This is a genomic window from Mangrovicoccus ximenensis (assembly GCF_003056725.1).
Taxonomy (GTDB): domain Bacteria; phylum Pseudomonadota; class Alphaproteobacteria; order Rhodobacterales; family Rhodobacteraceae; genus Mangrovicoccus; species Mangrovicoccus ximenensis.
Genome location: NZ_QBKZ01000015.1, coordinates 330,475 through 355,132, shown reverse-complemented (window position 1 = coordinate 355,132; position 24,658 = coordinate 330,475). Strand labels below are relative to the sequence as shown.

At 69.6% G+C, this 24,658-nt stretch carries 21 protein-coding genes, 1 tRNA gene and 9 pseudogenes; 11 read left to right on the top strand and 20 right to left on the bottom strand.

Annotated elements, in window-relative coordinates:
• Positions 1-136 precede the first annotated feature (136 nt).
• From moaB to C7T91_RS17630, 8 genes and pseudogenes are all read right to left on the bottom strand, one after another.
• Positions 137-667 carry a molybdenum cofactor biosynthesis protein B gene (moaB, locus tag C7T91_RS17660; RefSeq protein ID WP_108260394.1) on the bottom strand — a complete coding sequence of 177 codons (531 nt, stop codon included), beginning with the start codon at positions 665-667 and terminating at the stop codon, positions 137-139.
• A gap of 1 nt (position 668) precedes the next feature.
• A complete protein-coding gene (locus tag C7T91_RS17655; protein ID WP_108260393.1) occupies positions 669-1,259 on the bottom strand; it encodes a metallophosphoesterase family protein in 591 nt (196 codons plus the stop codon).
• Positions 1,256-1,705: pseudogene (locus C7T91_RS17650) on the bottom strand (uracil-DNA glycosylase); the annotation flags it as partial. The gene C7T91_RS17655 and the pseudogene C7T91_RS17650, both read right to left, overlap by 4 nt.
• A gap of 971 nt (positions 1,706-2,676) precedes the next feature.
• Positions 2,677-3,411, bottom strand: a pseudogene (locus C7T91_RS17645) (ferritin-like domain-containing protein); the annotation flags it as partial.
• 77 nt (positions 3,412-3,488) lie between these two features.
• Positions 3,489-3,989, bottom strand: a pseudogene (locus C7T91_RS36070) (SLC13 family permease); the annotation flags it as partial.
• A gap of 142 nt (positions 3,990-4,131) precedes the next feature.
• Positions 4,132-4,281 carry a hypothetical protein gene (locus tag C7T91_RS32700; protein WP_161555969.1) on the bottom strand — a complete coding sequence of 50 codons (150 nt, stop codon included), beginning with the start codon at positions 4,279-4,281 and terminating at the stop codon, positions 4,132-4,134.
• Complete coding sequence (locus tag C7T91_RS17635) at positions 4,281-4,406, bottom strand: hypothetical protein (protein WP_330848868.1); 126 nt, start codon at positions 4,404-4,406, stop codon at positions 4,281-4,283. Before C7T91_RS17635 ends, C7T91_RS32700 begins: the two co-directional genes overlap by 1 nt.
• 168 nt (positions 4,407-4,574) lie before the next feature.
• Positions 4,575-6,050 carry an aldehyde dehydrogenase gene (locus C7T91_RS17630; protein ID WP_108260390.1) on the bottom strand — a complete coding sequence of 492 codons (1,476 nt, stop codon included), beginning with the start codon at positions 6,048-6,050 and terminating at the stop codon, positions 4,575-4,577.
• Between the two features lie 195 nt (positions 6,051-6,245).
• On the opposite strand from C7T91_RS17630, the pseudogene C7T91_RS17625 reads away from it, so the two are divergent.
• Positions 6,246-7,901 (top strand): annotated as a pseudogene (locus C7T91_RS17625) (ATP-dependent metallopeptidase FtsH/Yme1/Tma family protein); the annotation flags it as partial.
• Between the two features lie 201 nt (positions 7,902-8,102).
• Here C7T91_RS17625 and C7T91_RS17620 read toward each other — a convergent pair.
• The 5 genes from C7T91_RS17620 to C7T91_RS17600 all read right to left on the bottom strand — a co-directional run bounded on the left by C7T91_RS17620 (position 8,103) and on the right by C7T91_RS17600 (position 11,527).
• The gene (locus tag C7T91_RS17620; protein ID WP_108260389.1) at positions 8,103-8,303 is read right to left on the bottom strand and encodes a hypothetical protein; all 201 of its coding nucleotides are present in this window, start codon (positions 8,301-8,303) and stop codon (positions 8,103-8,105) included.
• Between the two features lie 99 nt (positions 8,304-8,402).
• Positions 8,403-9,683, bottom strand: a complete 1,281-nt coding sequence (locus tag C7T91_RS17615; protein WP_108260388.1) for a TRAP transporter large permease — start codon at positions 9,681-9,683, stop codon at positions 8,403-8,405.
• A complete protein-coding gene (locus C7T91_RS17610) occupies positions 9,680-10,159 on the bottom strand; it encodes a TRAP transporter small permease (RefSeq protein WP_108260387.1) in 480 nt (159 codons plus the stop codon). Before C7T91_RS17610 ends, C7T91_RS17615 begins: the two co-directional genes overlap by 4 nt.
• A 4-nt stretch (positions 10,160-10,163) precedes the next feature.
• Entirely contained in the window at positions 10,164-11,156 is a 993-nt protein-coding gene (locus C7T91_RS17605; RefSeq protein WP_108260386.1) for a TRAP transporter substrate-binding protein, read from the bottom strand.
• Complete coding sequence (locus tag C7T91_RS17600; RefSeq protein ID WP_108260385.1) at positions 11,153-11,527, bottom strand: 2-oxo-4-hydroxy-4-carboxy-5-ureidoimidazoline decarboxylase; 375 nt, start codon at positions 11,525-11,527, stop codon at positions 11,153-11,155. The genes C7T91_RS17605 and C7T91_RS17600 overlap by 4 nt, the downstream gene beginning before the upstream one ends.
• 20 nt (positions 11,528-11,547) lie before the next feature.
• Here C7T91_RS17600 and C7T91_RS17595 point away from each other — a divergent pair.
• Positions 11,548-12,483: pseudogene (locus tag C7T91_RS17595) on the top strand (inorganic phosphate transporter); the annotation flags it as partial.
• A 4-nt stretch (positions 12,484-12,487) separates the two neighbouring features.
• On the opposite strand, the pseudogene C7T91_RS39640 reads toward C7T91_RS17595, so the two are convergent.
• The 3 genes and pseudogenes from C7T91_RS39640 to C7T91_RS17580 all read right to left on the bottom strand — a co-directional run.
• A pseudogene (locus tag C7T91_RS39640) lies at positions 12,488-12,931 on the bottom strand (TOBE domain-containing protein); the annotation flags it as partial.
• Positions 12,907-13,167, bottom strand: a pseudogene (locus tag C7T91_RS39635) (ACP S-malonyltransferase); the annotation flags it as partial. The pseudogenes C7T91_RS39635 and C7T91_RS39640, both read right to left, overlap by 25 nt.
• A 53-nt stretch (positions 13,168-13,220) precedes the next feature.
• Entirely contained in the window at positions 13,221-13,502 is a 282-nt protein-coding gene (locus C7T91_RS17580; protein ID WP_108260383.1) for a GntR family transcriptional regulator, read from the bottom strand.
• Between the two features lie 1,386 nt (positions 13,503-14,888).
• Between C7T91_RS17580 and C7T91_RS36060 the strand changes: the two genes are divergently transcribed.
• Together C7T91_RS36060 and C7T91_RS36055 are read left to right on the top strand one after the other, a co-directional pair.
• Positions 14,889-15,089, top strand: a complete 201-nt coding sequence (locus C7T91_RS36060) for a hypothetical protein (protein WP_236638372.1) — start codon at positions 14,889-14,891, stop codon at positions 15,087-15,089.
• Positions 15,090-15,619: 530 nt separating this feature from the next.
• Entirely contained in the window at positions 15,620-16,516 is an 897-nt protein-coding gene (locus C7T91_RS36055) for a YceI family protein (RefSeq protein ID WP_236638362.1), read from the top strand.
• Between the two features lie 45 nt (positions 16,517-16,561).
• Here the strand turns inward: C7T91_RS36055 and C7T91_RS17565 are convergent, their stop codons facing one another.
• Together C7T91_RS17565 and C7T91_RS17560 are read right to left on the bottom strand one after the other, a co-directional pair.
• A complete protein-coding gene (locus C7T91_RS17565; protein WP_108260380.1) occupies positions 16,562-16,999 on the bottom strand; it encodes a MarR family transcriptional regulator in 438 nt (145 codons plus the stop codon).
• Between the two features lie 264 nt (positions 17,000-17,263).
• A tRNA-Leu gene (locus tag C7T91_RS17560) sits at positions 17,264-17,350 on the bottom strand.
• A 138-nt stretch (positions 17,351-17,488) separates the two neighbouring features.
• On the opposite strand from C7T91_RS17560, the gene lipB reads away from it, so the two are divergent.
• A complete protein-coding gene (gene lipB / locus C7T91_RS17555; RefSeq protein ID WP_108260379.1) occupies positions 17,489-18,169 on the top strand; it encodes a lipoyl(octanoyl) transferase LipB in 681 nt (226 codons plus the stop codon).
• Here the strand turns inward: lipB and C7T91_RS17550 are convergent.
• The gene (locus C7T91_RS17550) at positions 18,166-18,576 is read right to left on the bottom strand and encodes a hypothetical protein (protein ID WP_145962927.1); all 411 of its coding nucleotides are present in this window, start codon (positions 18,574-18,576) and stop codon (positions 18,166-18,168) included. The two genes, lipB and C7T91_RS17550, sit on opposite strands and share 4 nt — an antisense overlap.
• A gap of 277 nt (positions 18,577-18,853) precedes the next feature.
• Between C7T91_RS17550 and C7T91_RS17545 the strand changes: the two are divergent.
• Together C7T91_RS17545 and C7T91_RS39630 are read left to right on the top strand one after the other, a co-directional pair.
• Positions 18,854-19,096 (top strand): annotated as a pseudogene (locus C7T91_RS17545) (IS110 family transposase); the annotation flags it as partial.
• Positions 19,097-19,277: 181 nt separating this feature from the next.
• A pseudogene (locus C7T91_RS39630) lies at positions 19,278-19,439 on the top strand (transposase); the annotation flags it as partial.
• Between the two features lie 1,135 nt (positions 19,440-20,574).
• Here the strand turns inward: C7T91_RS39630 and C7T91_RS17540 are convergent.
• Positions 20,575-21,147, bottom strand: coding sequence for an isochorismatase family protein (locus tag C7T91_RS17540; protein ID WP_108260377.1), 573 nt, complete (start codon positions 21,145-21,147; stop codon positions 20,575-20,577).
• A gap of 216 nt (positions 21,148-21,363) precedes the next feature.
• On the opposite strand from C7T91_RS17540, the gene C7T91_RS17535 reads away from it, so the two are divergent.
• From C7T91_RS17535 to C7T91_RS17520, 4 genes are all read left to right on the top strand, one after another.
• Positions 21,364-21,789: a hypothetical protein gene (locus C7T91_RS17535; RefSeq protein WP_108260376.1), complete on the top strand. Its 426-nt coding sequence runs from the start codon at positions 21,364-21,366 to the stop codon at positions 21,787-21,789.
• A gap of 155 nt (positions 21,790-21,944) precedes the next feature.
• Complete coding sequence (locus tag C7T91_RS17530) at positions 21,945-22,346, top strand: DUF6524 family protein (RefSeq protein ID WP_108260375.1); 402 nt, start codon at positions 21,945-21,947, stop codon at positions 22,344-22,346.
• A gap of 110 nt (positions 22,347-22,456) precedes the next feature.
• Complete coding sequence (gene secG, locus C7T91_RS17525; protein ID WP_108260374.1) at positions 22,457-22,822, top strand: preprotein translocase subunit SecG; 366 nt, start codon at positions 22,457-22,459, stop codon at positions 22,820-22,822.
• A gap of 146 nt (positions 22,823-22,968) precedes the next feature.
• Positions 22,969-24,612, top strand: a complete 1,644-nt coding sequence (locus C7T91_RS17520; protein ID WP_108260373.1) for a CTP synthase — start codon at positions 22,969-22,971, stop codon at positions 24,610-24,612.
• Positions 24,613-24,658 lie beyond the last annotated feature (46 nt).

Sequence of the window (24,658 nt, the reverse complement as noted above, 5' to 3'; positions counted from 1 at the left end):
CGCTACCTGCCAACCATCCTTGGCCAGCAGAGATTAGCGCTGCAGTCTTGCATGAGGGTTAAGTGACCCGGCCGAAGCGCTGAGAGATGTAGAAGGTTTGGAAACGCTTCGATAACGGTTCCGCAACCCGGGCGGCTCACTTGCGGCGCAGATGCTCGTCGAGCCGCGGCAGGATCTCCACGAAATTGCACGGCATGTGGCGGTAGTCGAGCTGGCGCCCGAGGATCTCGTCCCAGGCGTCGCGGCAGGCGCCGCTGCTGCCGGGCAGGGCGAAGAGATAGGTGCCGTTCGCCACGCCGCCGGTTGCGCGGCTCTGTACCGCGGAGGTGCCGATCTTCTGCATCGACACCATGGTGAAGACCGTCCCGAAGGCATCGATTTCCTTCTCGTAGACATCCCGGTGCGCTTCGACGGTTACGTCGCGGCCCGTCAGCCCGGTGCCGCCGGTGGAGATCACCACGTCGATCTCCGGATCGGCGCACCAGACGCGCAGCTGCGCCGCGATCTCGGCGCGCTCGTCGCGCAGGATGGTGCGCGCGGCCAGCTGGTGGCCGGCTTCGCGGATGCGCCCCTCCAGAAGGTCGCCGGACTTGTCCTCGGCGAGGGAACGCGTGTCGCTGACGGTCAGGAGCGCGATGCGCACCTGGATGAAGCTGCGCTCTGCCATCTCACACCTCGAACCAGTTGATGCCGGGGCCCAAATTGTGGACCCGGGACGTGCCGATCATGCCGCTCTCGCCCCAGCAGCCATGGATATGGCCGCAGAAGACCAGCCGCGGCTGGATCCGCTCGATCGCGGCCCGCAGCGCGGTGGAGCCGATGCGGCGCCCGTCATCCAGTCGGTCGGCGATGCCGTGGGGCGGCGAGTGGCAGACCAGCACGTCGGCGGCCCCGATCGGGGCCAGCATCGCCGCAGCCTCGTCCTCGGTCAGGTCATAGGAGTGCCAGGGCAGCGGCGGCAGCGGCGGGACGGCTGCGCCGATCCCGGCAAAGGTCACGCCGCCGATTTCCATCGCCTCGCCATGCAGCACCGGCGCGCGGGTCGCGGCGCGCAGCGCTTCGAGCGTCTCGTTGTTGCCGGGCACGTAGAGCGCCTTGTCCTCGAAGGCGCGGATTGCCTCCATCGTGCGGTCGAGCCCGCGATGCACCGAGGCGAAATCGCCCGCGCCCACCACCAGATCGGCCTCGGCCGAGGCCTCGACCAGCCGTTCCGCGGCAATCCGGTCGCAATGCAGGTCGGAAAAGGCGAGGATCTTCATCGCGGCGTCTCCAGATGCGCGGCAAGCTCCAGCAGGTCGGCCCAGGCCTCGCGCTTGGCCTGGGGGTTCCGCAGCAGATAGGCCGGGTGGAACATCGGCAGCACCGGCAGGCCGAACCCCTGCGTCCAGCTCCCGCGCAGCCTGGTGATGCCGCGGGCCTGCAGCACGCATTGGCAGGCGGCATTGCCCATCAGCACCAGCGCCTCGGGCTTGGCGAGCGCGACATGGCGTTCGAGGAAGGGCAGCAGCATTGACATCTCGTCCGGCTTCGGGTCGCGGTTCTGCGGCGGCCGCCAGGGCAGGACATTGGTGATGTAGACGGCCTGAGCGCTGTCGGGGGCCCCGCGCGACAGGCCGATCGCGCCCAGCATCCGGTCGAGCAGCTGTCCGGCGCGGCCGACGAAGGGCCGGCCCATCCGGTCCTCGTCGCGGCCCGGCGCCTCGCCCGGACCGCCCGAAGTTCCATCTGCGTGCGGAACTGCACCCCGGACGGTTCCCGTTCCGCGTCAAGTCCAAGGCGGATCTCGCGCCGCGAGCGGGCCGCCATGCCGGTCCGGGCGCATCCTCCCCCGCGCCGTTTCCCGGCGCCATGTGCGCGCGGTTGACATCCGCCGCGGTCTTCCAGCTGGAGGCCGGGGCCGTTCGCCGTCCGGTAGGGGACGGGCAGATGCGCCGCTGCAGGACATGGCGATGTCCTTGGTTGCCGGACTTGCGCGGCACCGCCGGCGCCACGGTCCCGTCCCGCTCCGCGACTGGGACAGGGAGCTGAAGTCCGGCAGGGCAGATCTGCTCCTCGGGAATTCCGGAAAGCTTGCCGCCAAGCTGGTGGCCTTGCGTATCGGCAGCCCCGGCAGCCCCTTTGGAACAGGCAGGCCGGGATCGCATTCGCCTGGCAGTGCGGCGCCCGCCCGGCCTGCCGATTTTCCCCCGGGGATTAGCCGCGGCCTGCCCGGACCTCTCCCGGAAGATGTCCTGATCCTCCTTGTTCACCTTGCGCAAGCCTGCGGCCGCGTGTCCCGCTGCATAGAAGTATCGAGGAAAAAGGTCGGGGACCTTCGCTGCCTCCGGGCCTGATTGCGGCTTTGCCCGTTGGCGGTTCCGCGCGCCGTCTTTCCGGTCTGCCCATGCCGCGGACTTGGCATGTCGGGGGCACGGCATGGTGCCTCCCGCCCGGATTGGCGCAGCACCGCCCTGCAACGGGACGGGACCGGGCCGTGACGCCGCCCGGTGTCGGGGCGGGATCGGCTGCAGGACAGGCTCTTGCGGGCGCCGCTGTGCCGGGGCCGGGTGGGCAGAAACCCTTTCCGGTGCGTTCCGGTGCACGGGGGACAGCGAACGGTCCCTGAGCGCGGCCCCGGCCCGAGATGGGAAGCGCCGAGGGAGGCCGGGCAAGGTTGGCCCGGGGCGCGGCGCCGCCTCAGACGTCCGGGCCGCGCTTGCCCTGCGGGGTCTCCTCGGCGAGCGGCCAGTAGAAATCCGGCGGCAGCCCGGCATCGGCGCGCTTTTCCTCGTTGAAGGGCGGTTTCAGCGCGCCATGGAAGTATTTCCGCACAAGCTCGTGGAAGGTCTCCTTCGGGTCCAGCTCGTGGCGCCCGCAGAGGAAGTTGAACCATTTCGAGCCATAGGCGACATGGCCGACCTCCTCGGCATAGATCGTCTCCAGCGCCGCGACGGCGCTCTCCATGCCTGCCTTGCGGAACACCCCGATCATGCCCGGCGTCACGTCGAGCCCGCGCGCCTCCAGCACCATCGGCACCACCGAGAGGCGGCCGAGGAAATCGCCGGCCGTGTCCTCGGCGGCGCGCCACATCCCGGCATGGGCGGGCAGATCGCCGTAATGGCTCCCCAGCTCCTCGAGGCAGCCGCAGACCAGCCGGAAATGCTTCGACTCCTCGTCGGCCGATTTCACCCAGTCGTCGTAGAAGCCGATCGGCATCTTCACATGGGCGAAGCGCGGGATGATGTCCCAGTGCAGGTCGACCGCGTTCAGCTCGATATGCGCGACCGCATGCAGGAGCGCCTTGCGCCCGGCCTCGCTGCCCGGACGGCGCCGCGGCACGTCCTTCGGCGGCAAGAGTTCGGGCCGCTCAGGGCGCGACGGCCGGATCCGGCAGCCTCGATCCGGCGGCGTTCGCGGAGGCCGAGCCAAGCCGCCAGCGCCAGCAGAAGCACCACGCCGGACACCTGGACCGGGATCAGCGGCCGCCACAGCTCCGTCACCTCGATGCCGGTCACCGCCGCGGCGCGGCCGAGCGGACCCGCCCAAGGCAGCATGTTGGTGACGCCCGCGCCGGTGGCGAGCAGCATCAGCATCAGGTAGCGGCTCATCCCGAGCCGGGTGTAGAGCGGCAGCAGTGCCGGGATCGTCAGCAGGAAGGTGGTCGCGCCCGCCCCGTCGAGATGCGCGGCGATGCCGATTGCCGCCGTGCCCATGGCAACGAAGACGACGTTGCCGCGGGTCAGGCGGATCAGCCCGTCGATCACCGGGCGGAACAGGCCGGTATCCTGCATCACCCCGAAGAACACGATGGCGAAGACGAACATCGTTGCCACCTGCATCACCCGGCCGAGGCCTGCCGAGAAGAACTCGGTCAGCTCGTCCGGTCCGTAGCCGGTCAGCAGCGCGCCGACGAGCGGCACCAATGTCAGCGCGACGATCGGCGAGGCCCGACCGCTGAGCAAGAGCGCGACCACTGCGATGACGATGATGAGTCCCGAAAGCGCGAGCATTTTTTCCTCCCTGGCAGCCCGTTCGGTCCCGGTTGCCGTGTCCCGGAACGGTCTGTCCAGCGGCCGGGGCGGTTTTCCGCCCCGGGTCAGGAAGGGGTCAGGGCATGGTCAGCCCCGGGTCAGGAAACTCGCCCGCAGCGGGTCAGGAGGCCCGGATCGACTCCGCCCAGGCCGCCAGATGGCGCTGCCGCTTGCGGCGGTCCTGCCAGAGCAGCATCTGCGGACCCGGATGCAGCGGCATCAGCGTGCCGCGCTGCGCTTCGGTCAGGACCGGCGGCCCGGACAGCGGCATCAGGCCCGCCGCGGCCAGCGCGTCCTGAGCAGCACGCGCGCGGCCGGGTCCTCCGAAAGCCGGGCGGCCAGCACGCAGCCTGCCGATCCGGCGCCGACCACGATATAGTCGAACTCGTCGTCCATGATGTTCTCTCTCCCTGTCTGCGAGGCTAGGCGGAAGGCCGGCGCCGCGGTATCCCCCTGTCGGGGGACAGCGGCCGCAGGCGGTCCGGAAACTGCAACGGCCCGCAGCGCGGGGCATGCGGGCCGGTCATGGCCGCCGGAGCTGTCCGGCCGCCAGTCTGTCCCGCTTCAGCGCGGGATGAAGCTCGGCGCGGCGGTCGCGGTGGAGATCATCACCGATTTGGTCTCGATGAAGTCGCGGATGCCCTCGATCCCCCATTCCTTGCCGATCCCCGACCGCTTGCGCCCGCCGAACGGCACCATGAAGCTGTAGGTGCGGTAGGTGTTGGCCCAGACCGTGCCGGCCTCCACCGCCTTGCACATGCGGATCAGCCGCGCCATGTCCTTGGTCCAGACCCCGGCGGCGAGGCCGAAATCGATGTCGTTGGCAATCCGGATGGCATCCGCCTCGTCTTCGAAGCCGATCACCGACAGGATCGGGCCGAAGACTTCCTCCTGGGCGATCCGCATGCCGTTTTCCACGCCGGTGAAGATGGTCGGCTCGACGAACTGCCCGCCGGTCAGCCCCGGACCCTCGGCGGCCCTTCCGCCGAAGGCCAGCTCCGCGCCGTCCTCGCGGGCGATGCCGATATAGTCCATTACCTTGTCGAATTGCGGCTTGTTGGAGACCGGGCCCATCTGGGTTCCGGGGTCCATCGGATCGCCGATCTTGATGGTCCGGGCCATCTCCAGCAGGCGCCGCGTGACCTGCTCCTTCACCGAGTTCTGCACCAGGAGGCGCGACCCGGCAGTGCACATCTGGCCGGTGGCGCCGAAGATGCCCGAGATCGCCCCGGCCGCCGCGGCCTCCAGGTCGGCATCCTCGAAGATGATGTTCGGCGATTTGCCGCCCAGCTCCATCGCCACCCGCTTCATGCCGCGCGCGGCCTGCTGGTAGATGCGCGCGCCGGTCGCGTCCGAGCCGGTGAAGGTCACCAGCGCGACGTCGGGGGACTCCACCAGCGCCGGGCCGACATCCTGGCCGAAGCCGGTGACCACGTTCAGCACGCCGTCGGGCAGTCCGGCTTCGCGGGTGATGGCGGCGAATTCCAGCGAACTGACCGAGGAATGCTCCGAGGGCTTCACCACCACGGCGCAGCCCGCGGCCAGCGCCGGGGCGCATTTCACGGCGAGGAACTGCAGCGGCGAGTTCCAGGCGGTGATCGCCGCCACGACGCCGACCGGGCCGGGGAAGGTCAGCGCCAGCGTGTCGGGCTTGTCGATCGGGATGACGGCGCCCTCGATCTTGTCGGCATAGCCCGCGTAATAGGTCCAGATGTCGGATTTGAACTGCAGCGCGCCCCTGACGTCGCCGATCAGCTTGCCGTTGTCGCGGACCTCGATCTCGGCGAGGCGGGCGGAATGCTCGAGGACCAGGTCGCCGATGCGGCGCAGGATCTTGCCGCGCCCGGTCTGGGACATGGTCGCCCAAGGCCCTGTCGTCATGGCACGCTTCGCGGCGGCGACGGCGCGCCCGGCATCCTCGGGCCGGCCGCGCGGGATGCGCGCCCAGGCCGTCCCACGAAAGGGGTCCATCGCCTCGATCCAGCCGGTGCCCTCGGGAACCTGCTCGGCGCCGTCGATCCAATGCCCGTAATCTCTCATGTACATCCTCCTCCCGGACGGCCGGGCTCCGTGCCGGCCGGGACGTGCCTGCGGCGCCTTCCCGGCAACGCGGCGGCCGTCCATCCCTGCCTTACGGGATAGCCGCTGCGCCCACGCCCCGAAACGCCTCCGCGGCCTGTGGTAGCCACAGGAGCTTCCGATGCCGGGCCTGGACAGGAGGCGCCGGCCCGGTTGATGCAGGTCAACGCGGCCCCGCGCCATCCGGGCGAGACTCCGGACGGAAAGCGGGGTGCGCACATGTCCGGAAACCGGCCGCGCAAATCAGACGGAGACGATCCGGCGCCGCGGCTCTGGCTGCAGGTGGCGGGATGGCTGCTCTTGGCGGCGATCTTGGCGTCGACCTTTTCCGGGGCGCCGCAGACGCCGGTGGAAACCGTGTCCTACACCGCAGCCAAGGAGATGGTCCAGGACGGCCTGGCCGGATCGGCGGTGCTGTCCGAGCATGCGCTGACCCTCGCCCCGCCCGAAGGAGCGGCATCGCAGACCCGCTACCGGGCGGTCACCCCGGCCCAGCCCGATCCCGGCCTGCTGCCGCTTCTCGAGGCGCAGGGCGTCGACGTGACGGCGGAGCCGCCGCCGCAGGGGTCCTTCCTGCCCTTCCTGCTGCCTTGGCTCCTGATCCTCGGCCTCTATGTCTGGGCGACGCGCCGGATGACCGGGCAGTTCGGCAACATGGCCGGCGGCTTCGGCGGGCTGTTCTCCGGGCGGTTCTCGACGCCGGCCGAGACGCCGGTGCGGGTGACCTTCGAGGATGTCGCGGGGCAGGAGCAGGCCAAGAAGGAGGTCGCCGAACTGGTCGAGTTCCTGCGCGAACCCGAGCGCTTCCGGAAGGTCGGCGCGACCGTGCCGCACGGCGTGCTGCTGATGGGGCCGCCGGGCACCGGCAAGACGCTCCTGGCCAAGGCGCTGGCCGGGGAGGCGGACGTGCCGTTCTTCTCGACCTCCGGCTCGGAATTCATCGAGGTCTTCGTCGGCGTCGGCGCCGGGCGGGTGCGCAAGATGTTCGAAGCCGCGCGCAAGGTCGCCCCGGCGGTGATCTTCATCGACGAACTCGACAGCATCGGCCGGACCCGCGGCACGGGGCTCGGCGGCGGCCATGACGAGCGCGAGCAGACGCTGAACCAGATCCTGGCCGAACTCGACGGTTTCGGCGGGCGCGAGGCGGTGGTGGTGCTGGCTGCGACCAACCGGCCGGACGTGCTCGACCCGGCGCTGCTCAGGCCCGGACGCTTCGACCGGCATGTCGAGCTGGCGCTGCCGGACCGGGCGGGGCGGCGCGCGATCCTCGGCATCCATGCGAAGGACCTGCCGCTGGCCGACCCGGAGGAACTCTCGGCGATCGCCGACGGCACGCCGGGATTTTCCGGCGCGGATCTGAAGAACCTGCTCAACGAGGCGGCGATCAATGCCGCGCGGCGCGAGGCGGCGGCGATCGCGGCAGCGGACCTGCAGGAGGCGCGCGACAAGGTGATGATGGGCACGGTGCGGACGCTGGCGATCCAGCCCGAGGAGCGCCATCGTCTGGCGGTGCACGAGGCCGGGCACACCGCGGCGGCCTTCTACCTGCCGGGGGCAGATCCGCTCTACAAGGTGACGATCATCCCGCGCGGGCGGAGCCTCGGCGGCACGCACATGCTGGAAGGCGAAGAGCATCATACGCTGCCAGAAGACTACCTGCGGGTGCGGCTGGCGATCCTGCTCGCCGGGCGCGCGGCCGAGCTGGAGATGATCGGCACCGCCAGTTCCGGCGCGGATGACGACATCCGCCGCGCCACGCAGCTGGCCCGCTCGATGGTGGCGCGCTGGGGCATGGCCGAAGGGCTCGGCCCGGTCGACCTGCGCCAGAGCGAGGACAGCCCGTTCCTCGGCCAGAGCATCGCCCATGATGTCTGCTCCTCTCCGGCCGGCCGCGCGGACGGCGGTCGGATCCCCATGGCGCCGAAACTAGCCGCCGGGCGGCATTTCGCAAGCGGCAAGGCCATGGCCGGACAGGGAAAGGACCGCCTGCGGTGCAGGGCGGTCCTCGCGGGATCATCCGGCGGCGCGCACCGGGAACGGATGGTCCGGACCGGGATCGTCCTGCGTCCCGGCGGGACGGTCCGGCGGCGACCGCGCGGCTTTCGGCGCGGCAGGGAACGGCTCCGAATCGGAGAGCTTCATCACCCCGTCCTGCGGCGGGCGGCGGTGCTCGACAGCGATCTGGGCCTGGAGGAACTGGAGGACGTTCTGCATGTCCGTCTCCCTTTCTGCGGGATGGAACCGGTCCCTCCCGCACCCATCCATGTAAGCATGGAAAGGCGCGGTTTCAATGGCTTGGGTGCCGGATCCGGGTCAGTATCCCAGCTGCTCCGGCAGCCAGGTGACGACGCCCGGCACCAGCATGCACAGCAGGAGCACCGCATACATCGCGGCGATGAAGGGCCAGCTTTCGCGCACCAGGTCGCCCATCTTCACGCCCGTGATGCCGGTCACCACGAAAAGCACCACGCCGACCGGCGGCGTCAGCATGCCGATCACCAGGTTCAGCACGAAAAGGAAGCCGAAATGCAGCGGGTCGATGCCGTATTGCAGCGCGATCGGATGGAAGAGCGGCACCAGCATGATGTAGGCGGCGTTCGATTCCAGGAACATGCCGACGATGAGCAGCATCGCCGCAACGAGGCAGAGGAAGGCGAAGGGGCTGTCGGTCACCCCCTGCATCAGCGCCGCGAGCTTCATCGGCAGCATGTCGATGGTGAAGAGGAAGGTCACCGTCGAGGCGAAGGCGATCATCGCGCCGACCACGGCCGAGGTCTTGGCGGCGGTCAGGAGCACATGCGGCAGGTCCGCGACGGTCAGCTTGCGGGTCACGAAGAAGCCCAGCACCAGCGCGTAGCAGACGCCGATCGCCGCGCCTTCGGTGGGGGTGAAGGCGCCGATCACGATGCCGCCGATCACGATGACCGGCATCAGGAAGACGAGGAAACTGCGGCGCAGCTCGTGCAGGATGCGCGCGAGGCTGACGGGCTCGCCGGCCAGCGGATAGTTGCGGCGCTTCGAGATGATCCGGCAGAGCAGCATGAAGAGGGCGAAGAGGATCAGCCCCGGCACCACGCCCGACATGAACATGCCGCCGACCGAGACGCTGGACCCGGCCATGAAGGCATAGACGATCATCGCCCCCGAAGGCGGGATGATCGGGCCGAGATTGGCGGCTGCCGCGACGATGCCGGTGGAGAAGCCGAGGCCGTACTGCTTCCTCAGCGAGGGGACGAGCGTCGAGGAGAGCGCCGAGGCGTCCGCCACGGCGGCGCCCGAGACCGAGGCGAGGCCCGCGCCCGAGATCACCGCGACCTGCGCCAGCCCGCCATGGACGCGGCCGATGAAGGCATTGGCGAAATCCACCAGCCGCTCCATGATTCCGCCCTTCAGCATCAGCTCGCCTGCGATCATGAAGAGCGGGATCGACATCAAAGGGAAGGAATTGACCGAATTCATCAGCCGCGGCGGCAGCACCAGCAGGTCGAAGCCCGACAGCCACAGTCCCGCCAGCGCCGAGACGCCCAGCGAAAAGGCCAGCGGCATCCCCAGAAAGGCGAGGACAAGGAAACACACGATCACGAAAAGGCTCATGGCGCAGGGTCCGCGGGGTTGAGGGCGAGGTCGATCAGGTGCAGCGCGGCGTGCAGCGCGCCGAGGATCACCGGCAGGAAGAACACGGCGGAGGTCAGGTCGACCGAGCCCAGCCGCTCGGACCAGGTCATCTGCGCGACCCGGACGGAGGTGACGCAGACCACCAGCAGCATGGCGGCGGCGAGGCCGCTCATGACCCGCGCCAGCGCCCGCTGGACGCGCGGGGAAAAGCGGCGGACCAGAAGCTCGATGCCGACATGGCTGCCGTCGCGGATGCCCAGCGGAATGGCCAGGAAGATCGTCCAGACGAAGGCGATGCGGCTGGCCTCGTCGGCCCAGTCGAAGGAGCCGTTGAAGACATAGCGCATCACCACCTGCGCGGAGACCACGGCGACCATCGCCGCGGCGCCCGCCATCACGAGAAAGCGCGCGCCCCGGTCGGCGCGCGCGAGGATCATGGAGAGGGCCGGGGCCATCGGCTCACATGCCGATCTTGGCGGCTTCGGCGTCGAGCAGCTCCACCAGCGCCGGGTCGAGCCGGGCCTTGGTTTCGGCGGCCACGCCCGCGGTGGCGTCGCGCAGGCCCTGGGCGAACTCTGCGGAAACCGGGCTGTAGGTCATGCCGGCCTCTTCGAGCTTGGCGAGGCCCGCGGCGTCCTGCTCGGCGGCCAGCTCGCGCTGATAGTCGATCGCGGTCGCCATCGCCTCGCGGACCATCGCCTGTTTTTCCGCATCGAGCTTGTCGAACCACTTCTTGTTGGAGATCACCGAGATGAAGTCGAAGAAGTGCCCGGTATCCGAGACGTATTTCTGCACCTCGGCATAGCCCGCCACGTTGATGATCGCGAAGGGGTTCTCCTGGCCGTCGATCACGCCCTGCTCCAGCGCGGAGTAGAGCTCCTTGACGTCCATCGCGACAGGATTGGCGCCGAGCGCGCGGAAGGTGGCCAGATGGGTCTCGTTCGGCTGCAGGCGGATCTTCAGCCCGGCGATGTCGTCAACGGAGGTGACCGGGTGCTTCGAGTTGGTCAGCTGCCGGAAACCGAGCTCCATGTAGCCTATCGAGGCCATGCCCTCGTCGGCGAGCTTGGCGTCGAGCGCGGTGCCGACCGGGCCGTCGACGAGGGCAAAGGCGGTCTCGCGGTCGGGGAACTGGAAGGGCAGGCCGATGATTTCCAGCTCCGGGACGGTGCGGGTCAGGTAGGCGGTGCCGACCCACATCATCTCGATCGCGCCGATCTTGACGGCCTGGACGTTTTCGGCGGCGCCGCCGAGCTGCTGGGCGGGGAAGATGTTGACGTCGATCTCGCCGCCCGAGAGCCGCTCCAGCTCTTCCTCGAACTTGGCCATCGCCAGCGAGGAGGAATGTTCGGTGGCGAAATTGCCGGCGACGCGGATCACGTCCTTGGCCTCTGCAGATGCGGCGGCGAGGGCGAGGACGGAAGTGGCGAGAAGGGTCTTTGCGAAGGTCATTGGGCTTGCTCCCTGCGGATGTCGGACGGGACGGTCTGGTCGGTTTCGGGGGCGCCGAAGGCGGCGGCGGTGCGGGACCGGATCACCGAGGCGATCTCGGCCAGGGTGGAGGCATGTTCCTCCAGCGGCGTGGCTCCGAGGCGGCGTTCGAACGTGTCGAACAGCGCCCCGAGGTCGGGAATGCGGTGCAGCGCGAGAATGAAGGGATGGCCGAAGCGCGCTTCGTAGGCGGCATTGAGCCGGGCGAGCCGCGCCGCGTCGGTGCGGCTCAGCGACAGGAGGCCGAGCCGCCCCTGTTCGCCGGTGGACTCGGCAGTCATGCTGCCTTCGGCCGCTTCGCGTCCCGCCAGCGCGGGATGGGCGCGGAACATGGCGATGCGGGTGCGGCGCGGGGCAGCGAGGATCGCCTCGGGTGCATTGGGACCGGCTGGCCGCCATCGCCGCCACCTGGGTGGTCTCGCCGATCGCGGGCGCGGTGCTCGCCGCCGCCATCCTGGCGCTGCTCGAGCGCCTGGTGGTCCGCCGCGACGACAAGATCGCCGCCGCCTGCACTTGGGTGCCGGTGCTGATCGGCACGATGACCGGGGTCTTTTCCTTCTACCTGGTGCTCAAGGGCTTTCCCGGCCATGCACCCTATCTGTCGGGACTGGAATTCCTCGTCGGCGCCGCGCTCGGCCTCGGTTCCTGGGCGGGCTCGCGCCAGCTGCTGCGCCGCCAGTCCGCCGGGCTGGAAAACCGCAAGCGCTCGCTGAAGCTGCTGTTCCGCCTGCCGCTGATCCTGTCGGCGGCGATCCTGTCCTTCGCCCACGGCGCCAACGACGTGGCCAATGCGGTGGGTCCGCTCGCCGCCATTGTCGAGGCGCTCTCCGGCGGGCACCCGTCGGCCTTCGTCGCCTTCCCGGTCTGGGTCGTGGTGATCGGCGCGCTCGGCATTTCCGCGGGCCTCAGCCTGTTCGGCCCCAAGCTGGTGCGGCTCGTCGGCGACGAGATCACCCGGCTGAACCCGCTGCGGGCCTCCTGCGTGGCGCTCGCCGCCGGGATCATCGTGATCGTCGCCTCGATGGCGGGCATGCCGGTCAGTTCGACCCACATCACCATCGGCGGCGTCTTCGGCGTCGGCTTCTTCCGCGAATGGGACCACGAGCGGCGCCTCGACAAGGCGCGCGGCGGTCCCGCCAAGCGGCTGCCCGCCGAGGAACGCGCCCGCCGCCATCTGGTGCGCCGCTCGCATTTCCTGACCATCGTCGCTGCCTGGGTCGTCACCGTCCCCGCCGCCGCGGTCCTGGCCGCGGTGATCTGCCTGGTGCTCCAGGCCCTCGCGCGCTGAGCCCTCAGCGCGCCAGCGGCGCCGCCACCGGAAAGACATGGCAGCGGTCGCGCCGCATCATCAGCCAGAGCGGCTTGCCCTCCTCCGGCAGGAACACGCCCGGGATCACCGCCTGGAGCCGCGATCCGTCGAATTCCATGTCGAATTCCACCAGGCTCTCGCGGCCGAGATAGCGCGCCCGCCGGACCCGGCCGAGCGCCGGAACGCCATGCTCGGGCGTCGGGGCCGGGCCCTTGCCGCCGCGGTCGAAATCGATCTTAAGGTGCTGCGGGCGGATCACGATCTCCACCTCGGTGCCGTCGGGCACGCCCGGCGCGAAGAAGGACCCGAAGGGCGTCTCGGTCGTCGCGCCGCGCACCGTGCCCTTGAGCACGTTGATATCCGAGAAGAACGCCGCCGCCGCCTTGTCGACGGGAGCGTTGTAGACATGGTAGGGCGCGCCCGACTGGCGGCCTCGAGTGCGCGCACCGCCGCCAGCGAACAGGCCATCAGCGCGGGCTGCGCGTTCTGCGTCAGCGTCAGTTCGGCGATGTCGCCCTCCCAGACAAGCGCCGAGAGCTTTTCGCCGAGCGCCTCGTCCACCTCGTCGAACACGGCCCGGGCGCCGGGATAGGCATCGGCCAGCGCCTTGCCCATGCCGATGGTCTGGGCGCCCTGCCCGGGAAACACATATGCGCGCGTCATGGCGAGCTCCTCCAGCTGTGTGGTTCTGCAATTCCGTCGGTTTGCCGAGCGGCTTAGCCAAAGCCGCCGCCCGTTCCAATCGCGCCCCGCCCCGCCGCAGCGCCGAAAAGCAAGACGGCGGCCGCCTCCTCGGCGGTGGGGCGGTTGACGAACCAGCCGCGGCGCGGGCTGACGGAGACGATGTGGCGGGTTTCGAGCCGGGTCAGCGCCTCGCGCACCAGCGTGCGCGAGACCTCGAAGGCCTCGGCCAGGCGGTTTTCGCTCAGCCGGCTGCCCGGCGCGATCCGTCCCTCGACGATCGCGGAAAGCAGCGTGGTCTCGATCGCCCTGGGCATGTCCCGCCGTCCCGGTCTTGCATATCAGCCTTGGATACAAGACTTGCACGCAAACCCGGCGGACCGGCGACGGGTTCCCGGCCTTCAAGGCGGGATGTTTGCCCGATGCGGCAAAACCGGGCGGCCGGAGGGCGCGGATGCGCAACCTCCGGGCATCCGCCGGCCATCCGGCGCCGTGCCCGACTCGGCGGAGGCCCGCGTATCGTCCCGAGGCCGCAGGGCCCCGCCCCGCGCCGCCCCGCAGGCCGGCCAGTTCCTCCCGCGCCGCATCCAGCTCGGGGCGGAAGGTTTCGTCCCCGCCGCCATCCCGGATGAGCCGTTCCAGCCCGGCGATGCGCGACACGAGCCGGCGTTCCGCGGCACCCTCCGGGCTCTCCAGCCGGTTCGACGCACGCGCGCCCATGGCGAGATGCAGGATCTGGATCGCCCGGAACACGTCTCCGGCCAGCTCGTCCCTTGCGGAGGTTGCCCAGATCAGGTCCAGCGCCTGTCCGGCCTGGCGCCGGATCTCGCGGGGCCGCAGCTCGCGCGTATACGTGGCCAGCCGCGCCTCGCGCGCGACCTGCGCGCGGATCCGGCCGAGATTGCCCTCTGCCAGTCGGCGCGCCTCCGGCAACCGCCCCTGCGCTGCAAGGATATCGGCCAGCACCCGGTCGGCCATGCCCAGCCGCTGCACCGAGCGGCTTGGCTCCGGCCCGATGGCGCTGGTGATCCGCGGCCGGCTTGACGCGCTCGGCATCGCCTGCGCCCGCCCGGCGCTCGCGGACCGCGACCAGGGCTGCTGCACCGTGCTGCTCGAACCCGACGGCGAGCGCAGCTTCGTGGGATATCCCGGCGCCGAGGGCGAGATCACGCCCGCCATGCTGGAAGCGATCGACCTGTCGGAGATCGGCTGGGTGATGGTCTCCGGCTATTCGCTGCATTATTCCGGGGCGCGTGACGCGCTGGCCGGATGGCTGGCCGCGCTCCCGGACAGCCTCCGGCTGGTCTTCGATCCCTCGCCGGTCGTGGCCGAGATTCCGCAGAGCCTTCTCGATCCGGTTATGGCCCGTGCCGACTGGATCAGCGCCAATGCCGCCGAGGCCGCCGTACTGGCCGGCGAGGCCGGTCCGCAGGCCGCCGCCCGCGCGCTGGCCGGGGCGGTCCGGACCGGCCCAGAAGCCGCCCGGCTAGGCGTCGGATCATGCGGGTGTCGCCTCCTGTTGCTCGCGCCCCAGACTAGCGCAGCGGGCCGGCCGGCGGAACCGGCAGGCGGCAGCCCGATTGCCGCGGCGGGACACCGCCCGTTCCGGTCCCCGGACGCATTCGGGGTTGCAACGCGGGTCCGGCTCGGCAACAGCCATTGGCGGCAGAATGCCCATCAAGAACAAGACAGGAGGCAGCAGCATGGCCCGATTTCTTCCCGCCGCCCTTTGCGGCGCGGCACTCTTCCTCGGCGGATGCGCGTCGATGACCGACATGGAACGCACGGCGGCCGGCGGCGGCGCGGGTTTCCTGCTGGCCGTTCCGGTCGGGGTGTCGCCGCTCCTGGGCGCGTCGGTGGGCGCGCTGGCGGGGCTCGTCTCCGACGACGTCATGGGCTACTGAGCCCGGCGCTGGTTCCTCGGGCTCGGGGCGGCTGTGGTCTCGGCGCTGTTCGGCATGGCGGCCTGGGCGGCGGTTGCGGCGATGATGCAGGCCAGCCCGGTGCTGGCGGGACTGCTGACGCTGCTCTTCGCCGCCTTCGCGATCGTCGCGGCGATCCTGATCGCCCGCGAGCTCTGGGCGCTGCTGCGGCTGTCGCGGCTCGACAAGATCCATCAGGCGGCCGCCGAGGTGCTGGTCAATGCCGACCTGGCGGCGGCGCGCAAGCTGGCGGTCAATCTCGGCGGATTCTATGCCGGGCGGCGCGATCTCGAATGGACCGCCGAAGGGCTGGAGCGCGCGGTGGAGGAGCATTTCGACGCCGATGCCGTGCTGGGCGTCACCGAGCGGGCTCTGATCGCGCCGCTCGATGCCCGCGCGGTGCGCGAGGTCGAGGCGGCGGCGCGGCAGGTTGCGACGGTGGGTCCGCCCGCGCCCGGCAGGAAGGCCAGCCGCGCCGCGTCCCAGACCGGGCGGCCGCGCTCTACGGCGCGATGCTGCTGGCGCCGCTGTCGGGCTGGATCGGCCACGCCGCGACCGAGGGCTTCGCGCCGATCTGGTGGCCCTTCGGCCAGTCGCTGCCCTTCGTGCCGAAGAACCCGGACCTGGCCGCGATGTCGGAAAGCCTGCATGCGGTCTTCGTCTGGGTGCTGCTCGGTGCCGTGGCGCTGCATGTCGCGGGCGCGCTGAAGCACCACCTGATCGACCGCGACGGCACGCTGCGCCGGATGCTGCCGGGACGCGGCAACGAAACCGTGCCGCCCGCCCGCCATTCGCCGGCACCCGCCGCAGCCGCTGCCGCCGTCTGGGTCATCGCCATCGCGATCGGCACCCTCCAGGGCCTGCCGCGCAACGGCGCGGATGCCGGACAGCTGCCCGTTCTGGAACAGCAGGCCAGCGAATGGACCGTGACCCGCGGCACTCTGTCGATCACAGTGCACCAGTTCGGCTCGGACGTGACCGGCAGCTTCGCCGACTGGACGGCGTCGATCGCCTTCGATCCCGAGGCCGCTCCGGGACTGGCCGGCCATGCGACGGTGCAGATCGCCATCTCCAGCCTGACGCTGGGCACGGTCACCGACCAGGCGATGGGCGCGGAATTCTTCGACGCGTCCGGGCATCCGACCGCCGCCTTCGACGCCGACCTGCTGAAGCAGGAGGACGGCAGCTATGTCGCCGAGGGAACGCTGGAGCTTAAGGGGGCTTCGGTGCCGGTCAGCCTGCCCTTCTCGCTGGAGATGCAGAACGGCACGGCCCATGCCGCCGGCGAGGCCGTGCTGGACCGCCGCGATTTCGGCATCGGCACGCAGAGCTACAACGACGAGGGCTCGCTGGGCTTCTCGGTCCGGGTCGGCATCGACCTGGAGGCAACGCGCAGCGCGGGCAGCTGAGCCCGCCACGCGAAAGGCCCCGGCCGCCGCGGCCGGGGTCGGACATCAGATATGCTCGAGTTCCTCGAGCAGCTCCATCAGCGTCGCCAGCCGCTTGCGGCCGAGCCGCGCCTCGATCCTGGCAGAGAGCTTCGCCAGGTCGTCGACATGTTCGAGCACGATCTCGCGCCCCTTCTCGGTAATCGACAGCGTCTGGCGGCGGCGGTCGCGCAGATCGCGGCTGCGGCTGACCAGCCCCTTTTCCATCAGCGTCTGGATGATCCGGGTCTGGCTGGGCAGAAGCAGCCCGCATTGCTCGGAGAGCCGCGTCGCGTCCAGAGGTCCCTGCTCTTCGAGGACCGTGAGAATCCGCCACTGCTGTTCCGTGAGATGGGACCGCGAGGCAAAGGCGCGGATCGGCGAGATCACGCGTTCGCGGGCACGGTGGATACGCATCGGCAGGGAATCGGAAGTGCCGCCGAAGAGCGGCGAAATGACGTTCATTCTGGTTTCCCCCGGTGAGCCGCCGGTTTTGGTTAACTGGCTAACAACACGTTATCGCGATGTGAACTTATTGTCTATGAATTCGAAACGAATGAACAGCTTTACCGGGAATTTCGTCACGGCAACCTGAAGTTGTTCATTTTTTTGGCGCAAAACAGGGGCATGAGCGGATTAGCGCCCCGCAAGGCCACGCTACACCATGATTTTCCGGGAGTGTACTGCGGGCGGGACCGGACCTTGTCCGTATCCCTGCCCTGTCAGGATTGGTGCGGTCGAGAAGACTCGAACTTCCACGGGAGTTACCCCACAGCGACCTCAACGCTGCGCGTCTACCAATTCCGCCACGACCGCACTCTGTCCTGACTGGCAGTGGCGGGTTACTACCCTCGGCTTCCGGGAGCCGCAAGAGGGGAAATGCAACTTTTCCTACAAAAGTGGACAGCCCCTCCCGCAGGCGGTAATCCGCCCTTGAAATACAGGAGTCCGACGATGTCCCTTACCTGGAAAACCTCTGAAAATCTCGTACCTTACCCTGAGGCATTGGCCGAAATGGAGCGCATCGCCGACGGAATCGCGCAAGGGTCGGAATCAGAGACGCTGTGGCTCCTCGAGCATCCGCCGCTCTACACCGCCGGAACCAGCGCCGATCCCCGCGATCTCGTCGATCCCGAGCGCTTTCCGGTCTACGGCACCCGCCGCGGCGGCCAGTACACCTATCACGGTCCGGGCCAGCGCGTGGCCTATGTGATGCTCGACCTGTCGAAGCGCGGCCGCGATGTCCGCCAGTTCGTCCACCAGGTCGAGGAGTGGGTGATCGCGACGCTCGCGGAGTTCAACGTCAAGGGCGAGCGCCGCGAGGGCCGGGTCGGCGTCTGGGTCGTGCGCCATGACAAGCCCGCCGGGCCGGACGGACAGCCGCGCGAGGACAAGATCGCCGCGATCGGCCTGCGCATCCGCAAATGGGTCAGCTTCCACGGGCTGTCGATCAATGTCGAACCGGACCTGTCGCATTTCTCGGGAATCGTGCCCTGCGGCATCTCCGAGCACGGCGTCACCTCGCTGGTGGATCTCGGCCTGCCGGTGACGATGGAAGATGTCGATGTCGCGCTGAAGAAGACCTTCGGCGAGGTGTTCGGCGAAGAGCCCGCGGACGCCGTTCCGTCCATCTAGGGCGCGGCCAGCCAAAGCTCCATCCGCCCGGTCGGCAGGTTGCGGTAGCGGTCGCCGAGATAGATCAGCTTCGGCTTGCCGAAGCCCCCGGTCGCGGCGATGTCCTGCGCCAGCTGTTCGGCGCAGGCCAGCTGTTCGGCATGGTAGTAGCGGATATCGCCGTTGCTGGGGCTGGCGGAGACGACCTCGGTCGCCAGCAGCACCCAGCCCTTGTCGCCGAGCGCGCTGCGCAGCGTTTCCGCCCGCGCCTTGCCGTCCTCGCTGCCGGCCTGCGGATAGATCACCGGGCGCACCGCCTCGGGTCCGCAGGCCGCGGCCTCCGTGCCGTCCTCGCCGGACGGCTCGCCCGGATCGCAGGGCGTAGCCATGTCGGCACCCGCGCCTGCGACCGGAACGATGACCCGCATGATGACCCGCCGCTCCCCCGTCCGGACAGCCTGCAGGAACGCCCGCGCCGCGGCTGCCATGCAGCGCCCGGCCGTTCAGGACCAAGCCGCAAACGACCGGTTGCAGCGCGCCGTCCGCGGCGCCGGAGCGCTTCCCTGTGGGCATTGATGATGTAACCGCCCCCCGACGGCATCGAGGTGCCAAGGTGGGATCGCAACACTCCGAATTAGGAGGCGGTCATGTCGGAGATTGTCACGGTCGGGCTCGATCCGCTGACCGGCAGGCGAATGCAGGGCAATCGCCGAAAGGTTGGCGAAGAATGCGGTCCAGGTCCACGGCGCTGACGCCAGGGGCGCTGCAGTCCTGCGCAGGAAACTCCGACGGGCCGAGGTGCTGGAGTTCTTCGCGAAGCTGCCGTCCTGCCTGGTGGCGATGGAAGCCTGCGGCGGCGCGCATTTCCGGGGGCGCGAACTGTCCAGGTTCGGTCACGACATCAGGTTCGTCCCGCCTGCCTATGTGAAGCCCTTCGTAAAGCGGCAGAGTGAGGCGGGGTCCGGAACAGTCCGGGGGGCTCCGGTCCGCGCAAGCGGAAAATTCTCCGGCGGGGTTCCCTCCTCACATTGTCCCAGCGGACAGTGTGAGGAGGGAAAGGGCGGAGCCCCTAAGGGCCGGACGGGCGGAGCCCTGCCCGGCACACGCCATCCATGTCCATGTCTGGCAGATGGCGAAGGTCCTGTTCGGTCTGCCGCTCCGGCAAATCTGGCCATGGGACCGCCACGGGTCCGAATGACCATGGCGCAGCGGCATGGGGTCCAGCATCCGCGAAATGGCAGGGCTGGACTGGCCGGTGCCGGACGTCTCCACGCTCTGCCGCCGTCAAAGGGAGACGGGGCCATGGCCCCAGCGGGGCCGCGCGAAAACCCGTTCGAACGATCACCGTCGCGCTTTCGTTCCGCCGGGCCCAGGGTCACCTCGAAGGAGACCGGCCGCGAGACCGCCGAAATCCGCATCCGCGTCATTCCCGGCTGCGCTCGGACCAAGGACGCTTGCCGCTCAGTCTCGAGCCGCGTCGACGCCCCCGGCACCGCCGAGAGCGAGCGGGGAAGGCTCAGCTAGGGAAAGGCGCATCACGTCCCGACGCCGGCGTCTGCAACAATGCCCCCGGTTCATCCTCCGGACGTGCGTCGCCCTGATCCGCAGGATGGCCGTTGTCCCGCCTTCTGTTCCGCAGCCATCTTCCAATGGCCCCTCCTGCTGACGCGGACCTGACGGCCGCTCCTGCCCTGCTCCGGCCTGCCCTCCGCTTCGCCCGGATGTCGGCCATCGGCAAGCCGCAGCCGCAGCCGCAGCCGCAGCCGCAGCCGAGAGTTTGACCCGAGGAAGATACTGGCCAATCCCTCAGTCCTTGCGGAGCGGCCACGGGGGACGGCGGCTGCGCCGCGCGGCGGGCACCGCTCTGGCGCACGGGAACAGCCGGACGGCGCAGCGCATCAAGACCGACGGCACCCGCCGGATCGAGGGAACTGCCGGGGGATCGCATCCGAATGCAGGAACGACGGGCACAGCCACCGGAGACATGGCCGCGGCGGGACCGGCTGTCCGACCGCCCCCTTGCCGACCCTTCCCTCGGGAGGCGGGACTGGCGCGTCCTGACGGCACGCTGATTGGAATTCGGCCGGCCCTCTCGGCAAACCCTCAGGATGCCGCGCCGGATTGCACCCAGCCGAAGGAGGATGGGACCCGGCCAGCGGACAGACCCCGCGCCGCCGCCATTGGCATCCCGCCGGGGCGCGGTTCAAGCCCCCCGCAAACCGCAGTTTTCCGCCTGCCGGAGCGCTTCCGGAGAACGGCGCGCAGATGGAGCTGCCTGCGCGTCGCGGACGGCCATGGCAATGACCGGGAGCCCCGCAGCAACCGCGGCGTGCCACCGAAGCGGCTCTGCGGGCGCGCAATTCCGTCAGCGGTCCCGACGGTTCGAGCCCCGCCGGTGACGAAGGCGGCGCGTCCCTCGAAGCCGGTCAGGCGCATGCCGGTTCTCCGGCCAGCACCTCTGCGGTCGCCGTCACCCCGCCGCAGCAGCCCGCGACCCAGGCCATCGCCATGTCGTGCCGCGCCCGGTCGAAATCCGCCTGGGCATCGGCGATGGCAAAGGGCTGGATGTCGCGCTGGAAGGCCTCGGCCGCGGTGGCGAGGCAGCCGATATGGGCATAGATGCCCGCGATCATCAGCTGGTCGCGGCCGCGGGCGCGCATCAGCGTTCCGAGATTGGAGCGCTGGAAGGCGCTGTAGCGGTGCTTGACCAGAACGATGTCGCCCGGCTCCGGCGCCAGCTCCGGCAGGATCGCCGTATCGCCGGGATCGGGGCTCATTCCCGGTCCCCACAGGTCGGCCTGCAGCCCGCGGTCGGGCCGGAACTGGCCGCCCTCCTGCGCGGTGTAGAAGACCGGGATGCCCGCGCCGCGCGCCATGCGCAGCAGCCGGGCGATGTTCTGCGTCACCGGTTCCAGCGGCGCGCCGCCGAACGGACGGCAGAAATACCGCTGCATGTCATGGACGAGGAGCGCCGCGCGCGCGCGGCAAACGCGCCGCATGTGCCGGGCCGCCGGGCCGGAGCGTTCAAGATGCAGGCCGTCCCCGGCTGCCGAAAACAGTTCCGGGCCCGGCGCGCAGCGGAGAGCCGGCCGACTCAACCCGCGGCGGACCCGTCGACCGCATTCCCCCGCCCGGCGTGCAGGCGCCGAGATGCCTGCTTGCCGAAGCATTTGCAGCATGCGAGAGCCGGACCGAAAGCTTCCCCGGGAATCGCCATGACGACCTCCGCGCATCTGCGCCTGACCCCGCTCGCCCTCCTTGCCCTTGTCGCCGCCTGCGGCACGCCGGTGCATCTGCAGACGCCGCCCGAGCCCGCGCCGCAGCCCCTGCCCGCCCCGGTCGAATCCTCCGACCCGCTGGCGCCGCATACCCCGCTGAGCTCGCGGGACTACGGCGCCTGCGCGGTGGTGCTGCTGACATCGCGGGCGCTCGACGATCCCGACGGCTTCGACGCGCGCCGCCGGGAAATGCAGGCCGCCGCAAGCAGCCTGATGTCCCAGGCCCCCGATCCGGACAAGGCCCAGGCCACCGCCGAGGCGGTCAGCGCCACCGAGGACGGCCGGTTCTTCAGCTATGTGCAGGCGAACCGCGACGGCTGCCGCAGTCGCTATCCCGCCTATGCGCGCCAGATCGGCGCCTGACCGGCCGACGCCGGCAATTCAAGGCAAAGTCCCGGCATCTTCCCGCCGGGCACTGCCGCCCGTCCCGCGAAACCCGTTGCAGGCGCGCCGCGGATCCCCGAGGCTGGCGCCGCCATTTCCCGCCGCCCGGTGCGGCCCCGATCGATGAGCCCGCCATGACCGACCTCCTGCCCCGCTGGGCGATCGCCTTCCTGCTGGTCGCCGCCACCTTCAACCCGACGCCCTACAACTACATCTCCTGGTCGCTGCATCACGGCTGGAACACGCTGTCGGTCGCGGTGCTGGCGGGGCTCCTGCTCTTTGCCGTCTGGGTGGTGTTCCTGCGCGCCACACTGCGCTCGATCGGGCCGTTCGGCATGGCGCTGGTCGCGGCGATCTTCGCCGCCGCGGTCTGGGTGCTGCACGATCTCGGCGTGCTGACGCTGGAAAACGACGCCGCCACCGCCTGGCTGGGGATTCTCGGCCTGTCGCTGGTGCTGGGCACCGGGCTTGGCTGGAGCCATGTCCGCCGCCGGGTTTCGGGCCAGGCCGATGTCGACGATGTCGAGGATAACTGAGGCAAAGCGGCGCCGCTCCGGCGCCTGTCTGCGCGGCACGGCCCGCTAAGGGTTGCGTCCGCGCGCCGCGGGCTCTAGTTAGGCCGCGATCCGAACACCAGGTCCCACGCATGCAAAACGTCCTACTCATCATCCACCTGATCCTCGCTCTCTGCCTCATCGGGGTCGTGCTTCTGCAACGGTCCGAAGGCGGCGGCCTCGGGATCGGCGGCAACAGCGGCGGCGTGATGTCGAGCCGGGGCGCGGCCACCGCGCTGACCAAGCTCACCTGGGCTTTCGCGGCAGCCTTCATCGCGACCTCGATCGCGCTGACGATCATCGCGGCACAGACCTCCTCGGGAAGCTCGGTCCTCGACCGCATCCAAGAGGCCCCGGCGACCGCGCCGGCAACCGGCAGCGCACCCGCCCTGCCCGGCGGCGACCTGCTGCCGCCCTCCACCGGCGCCGAGCCCGTCGCTCCGCCGCGCGCAGAATAACTGCGCAAACACAACACCTTGTAAAATCACGACATCCCGCAACAGCATGTTGCGGGATCACTGCGAATCCTATATGGGTTTAATCCCGTGGTCAGGTTTCGCAGCCATCACTTTTTCGGCCGACATCTACGGGGGTTCCGAGCAACATGACGCGCTATATCTTCATCACCGGCGGTGTGGTGTCCTCGCTTGGCAAGGGCCTGGCTTCGGCGGCGCTCGGCGCGCTCCTCCAGGCGCGCGGCTTCACGGTCCGCCTGCGCAAGCTCGACCCCTACCTGAACGTCGATCCGGGCACGATGTCGCCCTTCGAGCATGGCGAAGTCTTCGTCACCGATGACGGCGCCGAGACCGACCTCGACCTCGGCCATTACGAGCGCTTCACCGGCGTCGCCGCGCGCAAGACCGATTCCGTCTCCTCGGGCCGCATCTATTCCAACGTGCTGGAGAAGGAGCGCCGCGGCGACTATCTGGGCAAGACGATCCAGGTGATTCCGCACGTCACCAACGAAATCAAGGACTTCCTCTCCACCGGCGAGGGCGAGGTCGATTTCATGCTCTGCGAGATCGGCGGCACGGTCGGCGATATCGAGGGCCTGCCCTTCTTCGAGGCGATCCGCCAGTTCGGCCAGGACCGGCCGCGCGGCCAGTGCATCTTCGTGCACCTGACGCTGCTGCCCTACATCGCCGCCTCCGGCGAGCTGAAGACCAAGCCGACCCAGCACTCGGTGAAGGAGCTGCGCTCGATCGGCATCGCGCCGGACGTTCTGGTCTGCCGCTCCGAGGGCCCGATTCCGCAGAAGGAGCGCGAAAAGCTGGCGCTGTTCTGCAACGTGCGCCCCGAGGCGGTGATCGCCGCGCAGGACCTGAAATCCATCTATGACGCGCCGCTGGCCTACCACGCCGAAGGCCTCGACCAGGCGGTGCTGGACGCGTTCCAGATCTCGCCCGCGCCGAAGCCGGTGCTGACCAAGTGGAAGGACGTTTCGGACCGCGTGCACAACACCGACGGCGAGGTCCGCATCGCCATCGTCGGCAAGTACACCCAGCTCGAAGACGCCTATAAATCCGTCTCCGAGGCGCTGACCCATGGCGGCATGGCCAACCGGGTCAAGGTCCGCACCGAATGGCTCGATGCCGAGATCTTCGAGAAGGACGACGCGGCGGCGCGGCTCGAAGGCTTCCACGGCATCCTGGTGCCCGGCGGCTTCGGCGAGCGCGGCACCGAGGGCAAGATCAAGGCGGCGGAATTCGCCCGCACCCGCAACATCCCCTATCTGGGCATCTGCCTCGGCATGCAGATGGCGGTGATCGAGGCGGCGCGCCACCTCGCCGACCTGGAAAACGCCGGGTCCGAGGAATTCGACGACGAGAAGGGCAAGAAGCGCTTCACCCCGGTCGTCTACCACCTCAAGGAATGGGTGCAGGGCAACCACAAGGTCGAGCGCAAGAAATCCGATGCCAAGGGCGGCACGATGCGCCTGGGCGCCTACACGGCCTATCTCGCCGAGGGCAGCCGCGTCGCCGAAGTCTATGGCGGCACCGTCATCGAGGAGCGCCACCGCCACCGCTACGAGGTCGACATGACCTACCGCAAGCAGCTGGAGGAACGCGGCCTGATCTTCTCGGGCGTGTCGCCGGACGGCCGCCTGCCGGAGATCGTCGAGGTCAAGGACCATCCGTGGTTCATCGGCGTGCAGTTCCACCCGGAGCTGAAGTCGAAGCCCTTCGCGCCGCATCCGCTGTTCCGCGACTTCGTGCGCGCCGCCAAGGACCTGTCGCGGCTGGTCTGACCGGGCAGCCGGATTCCGGCTTCCCCGCGGCAACAGGACATGCAAG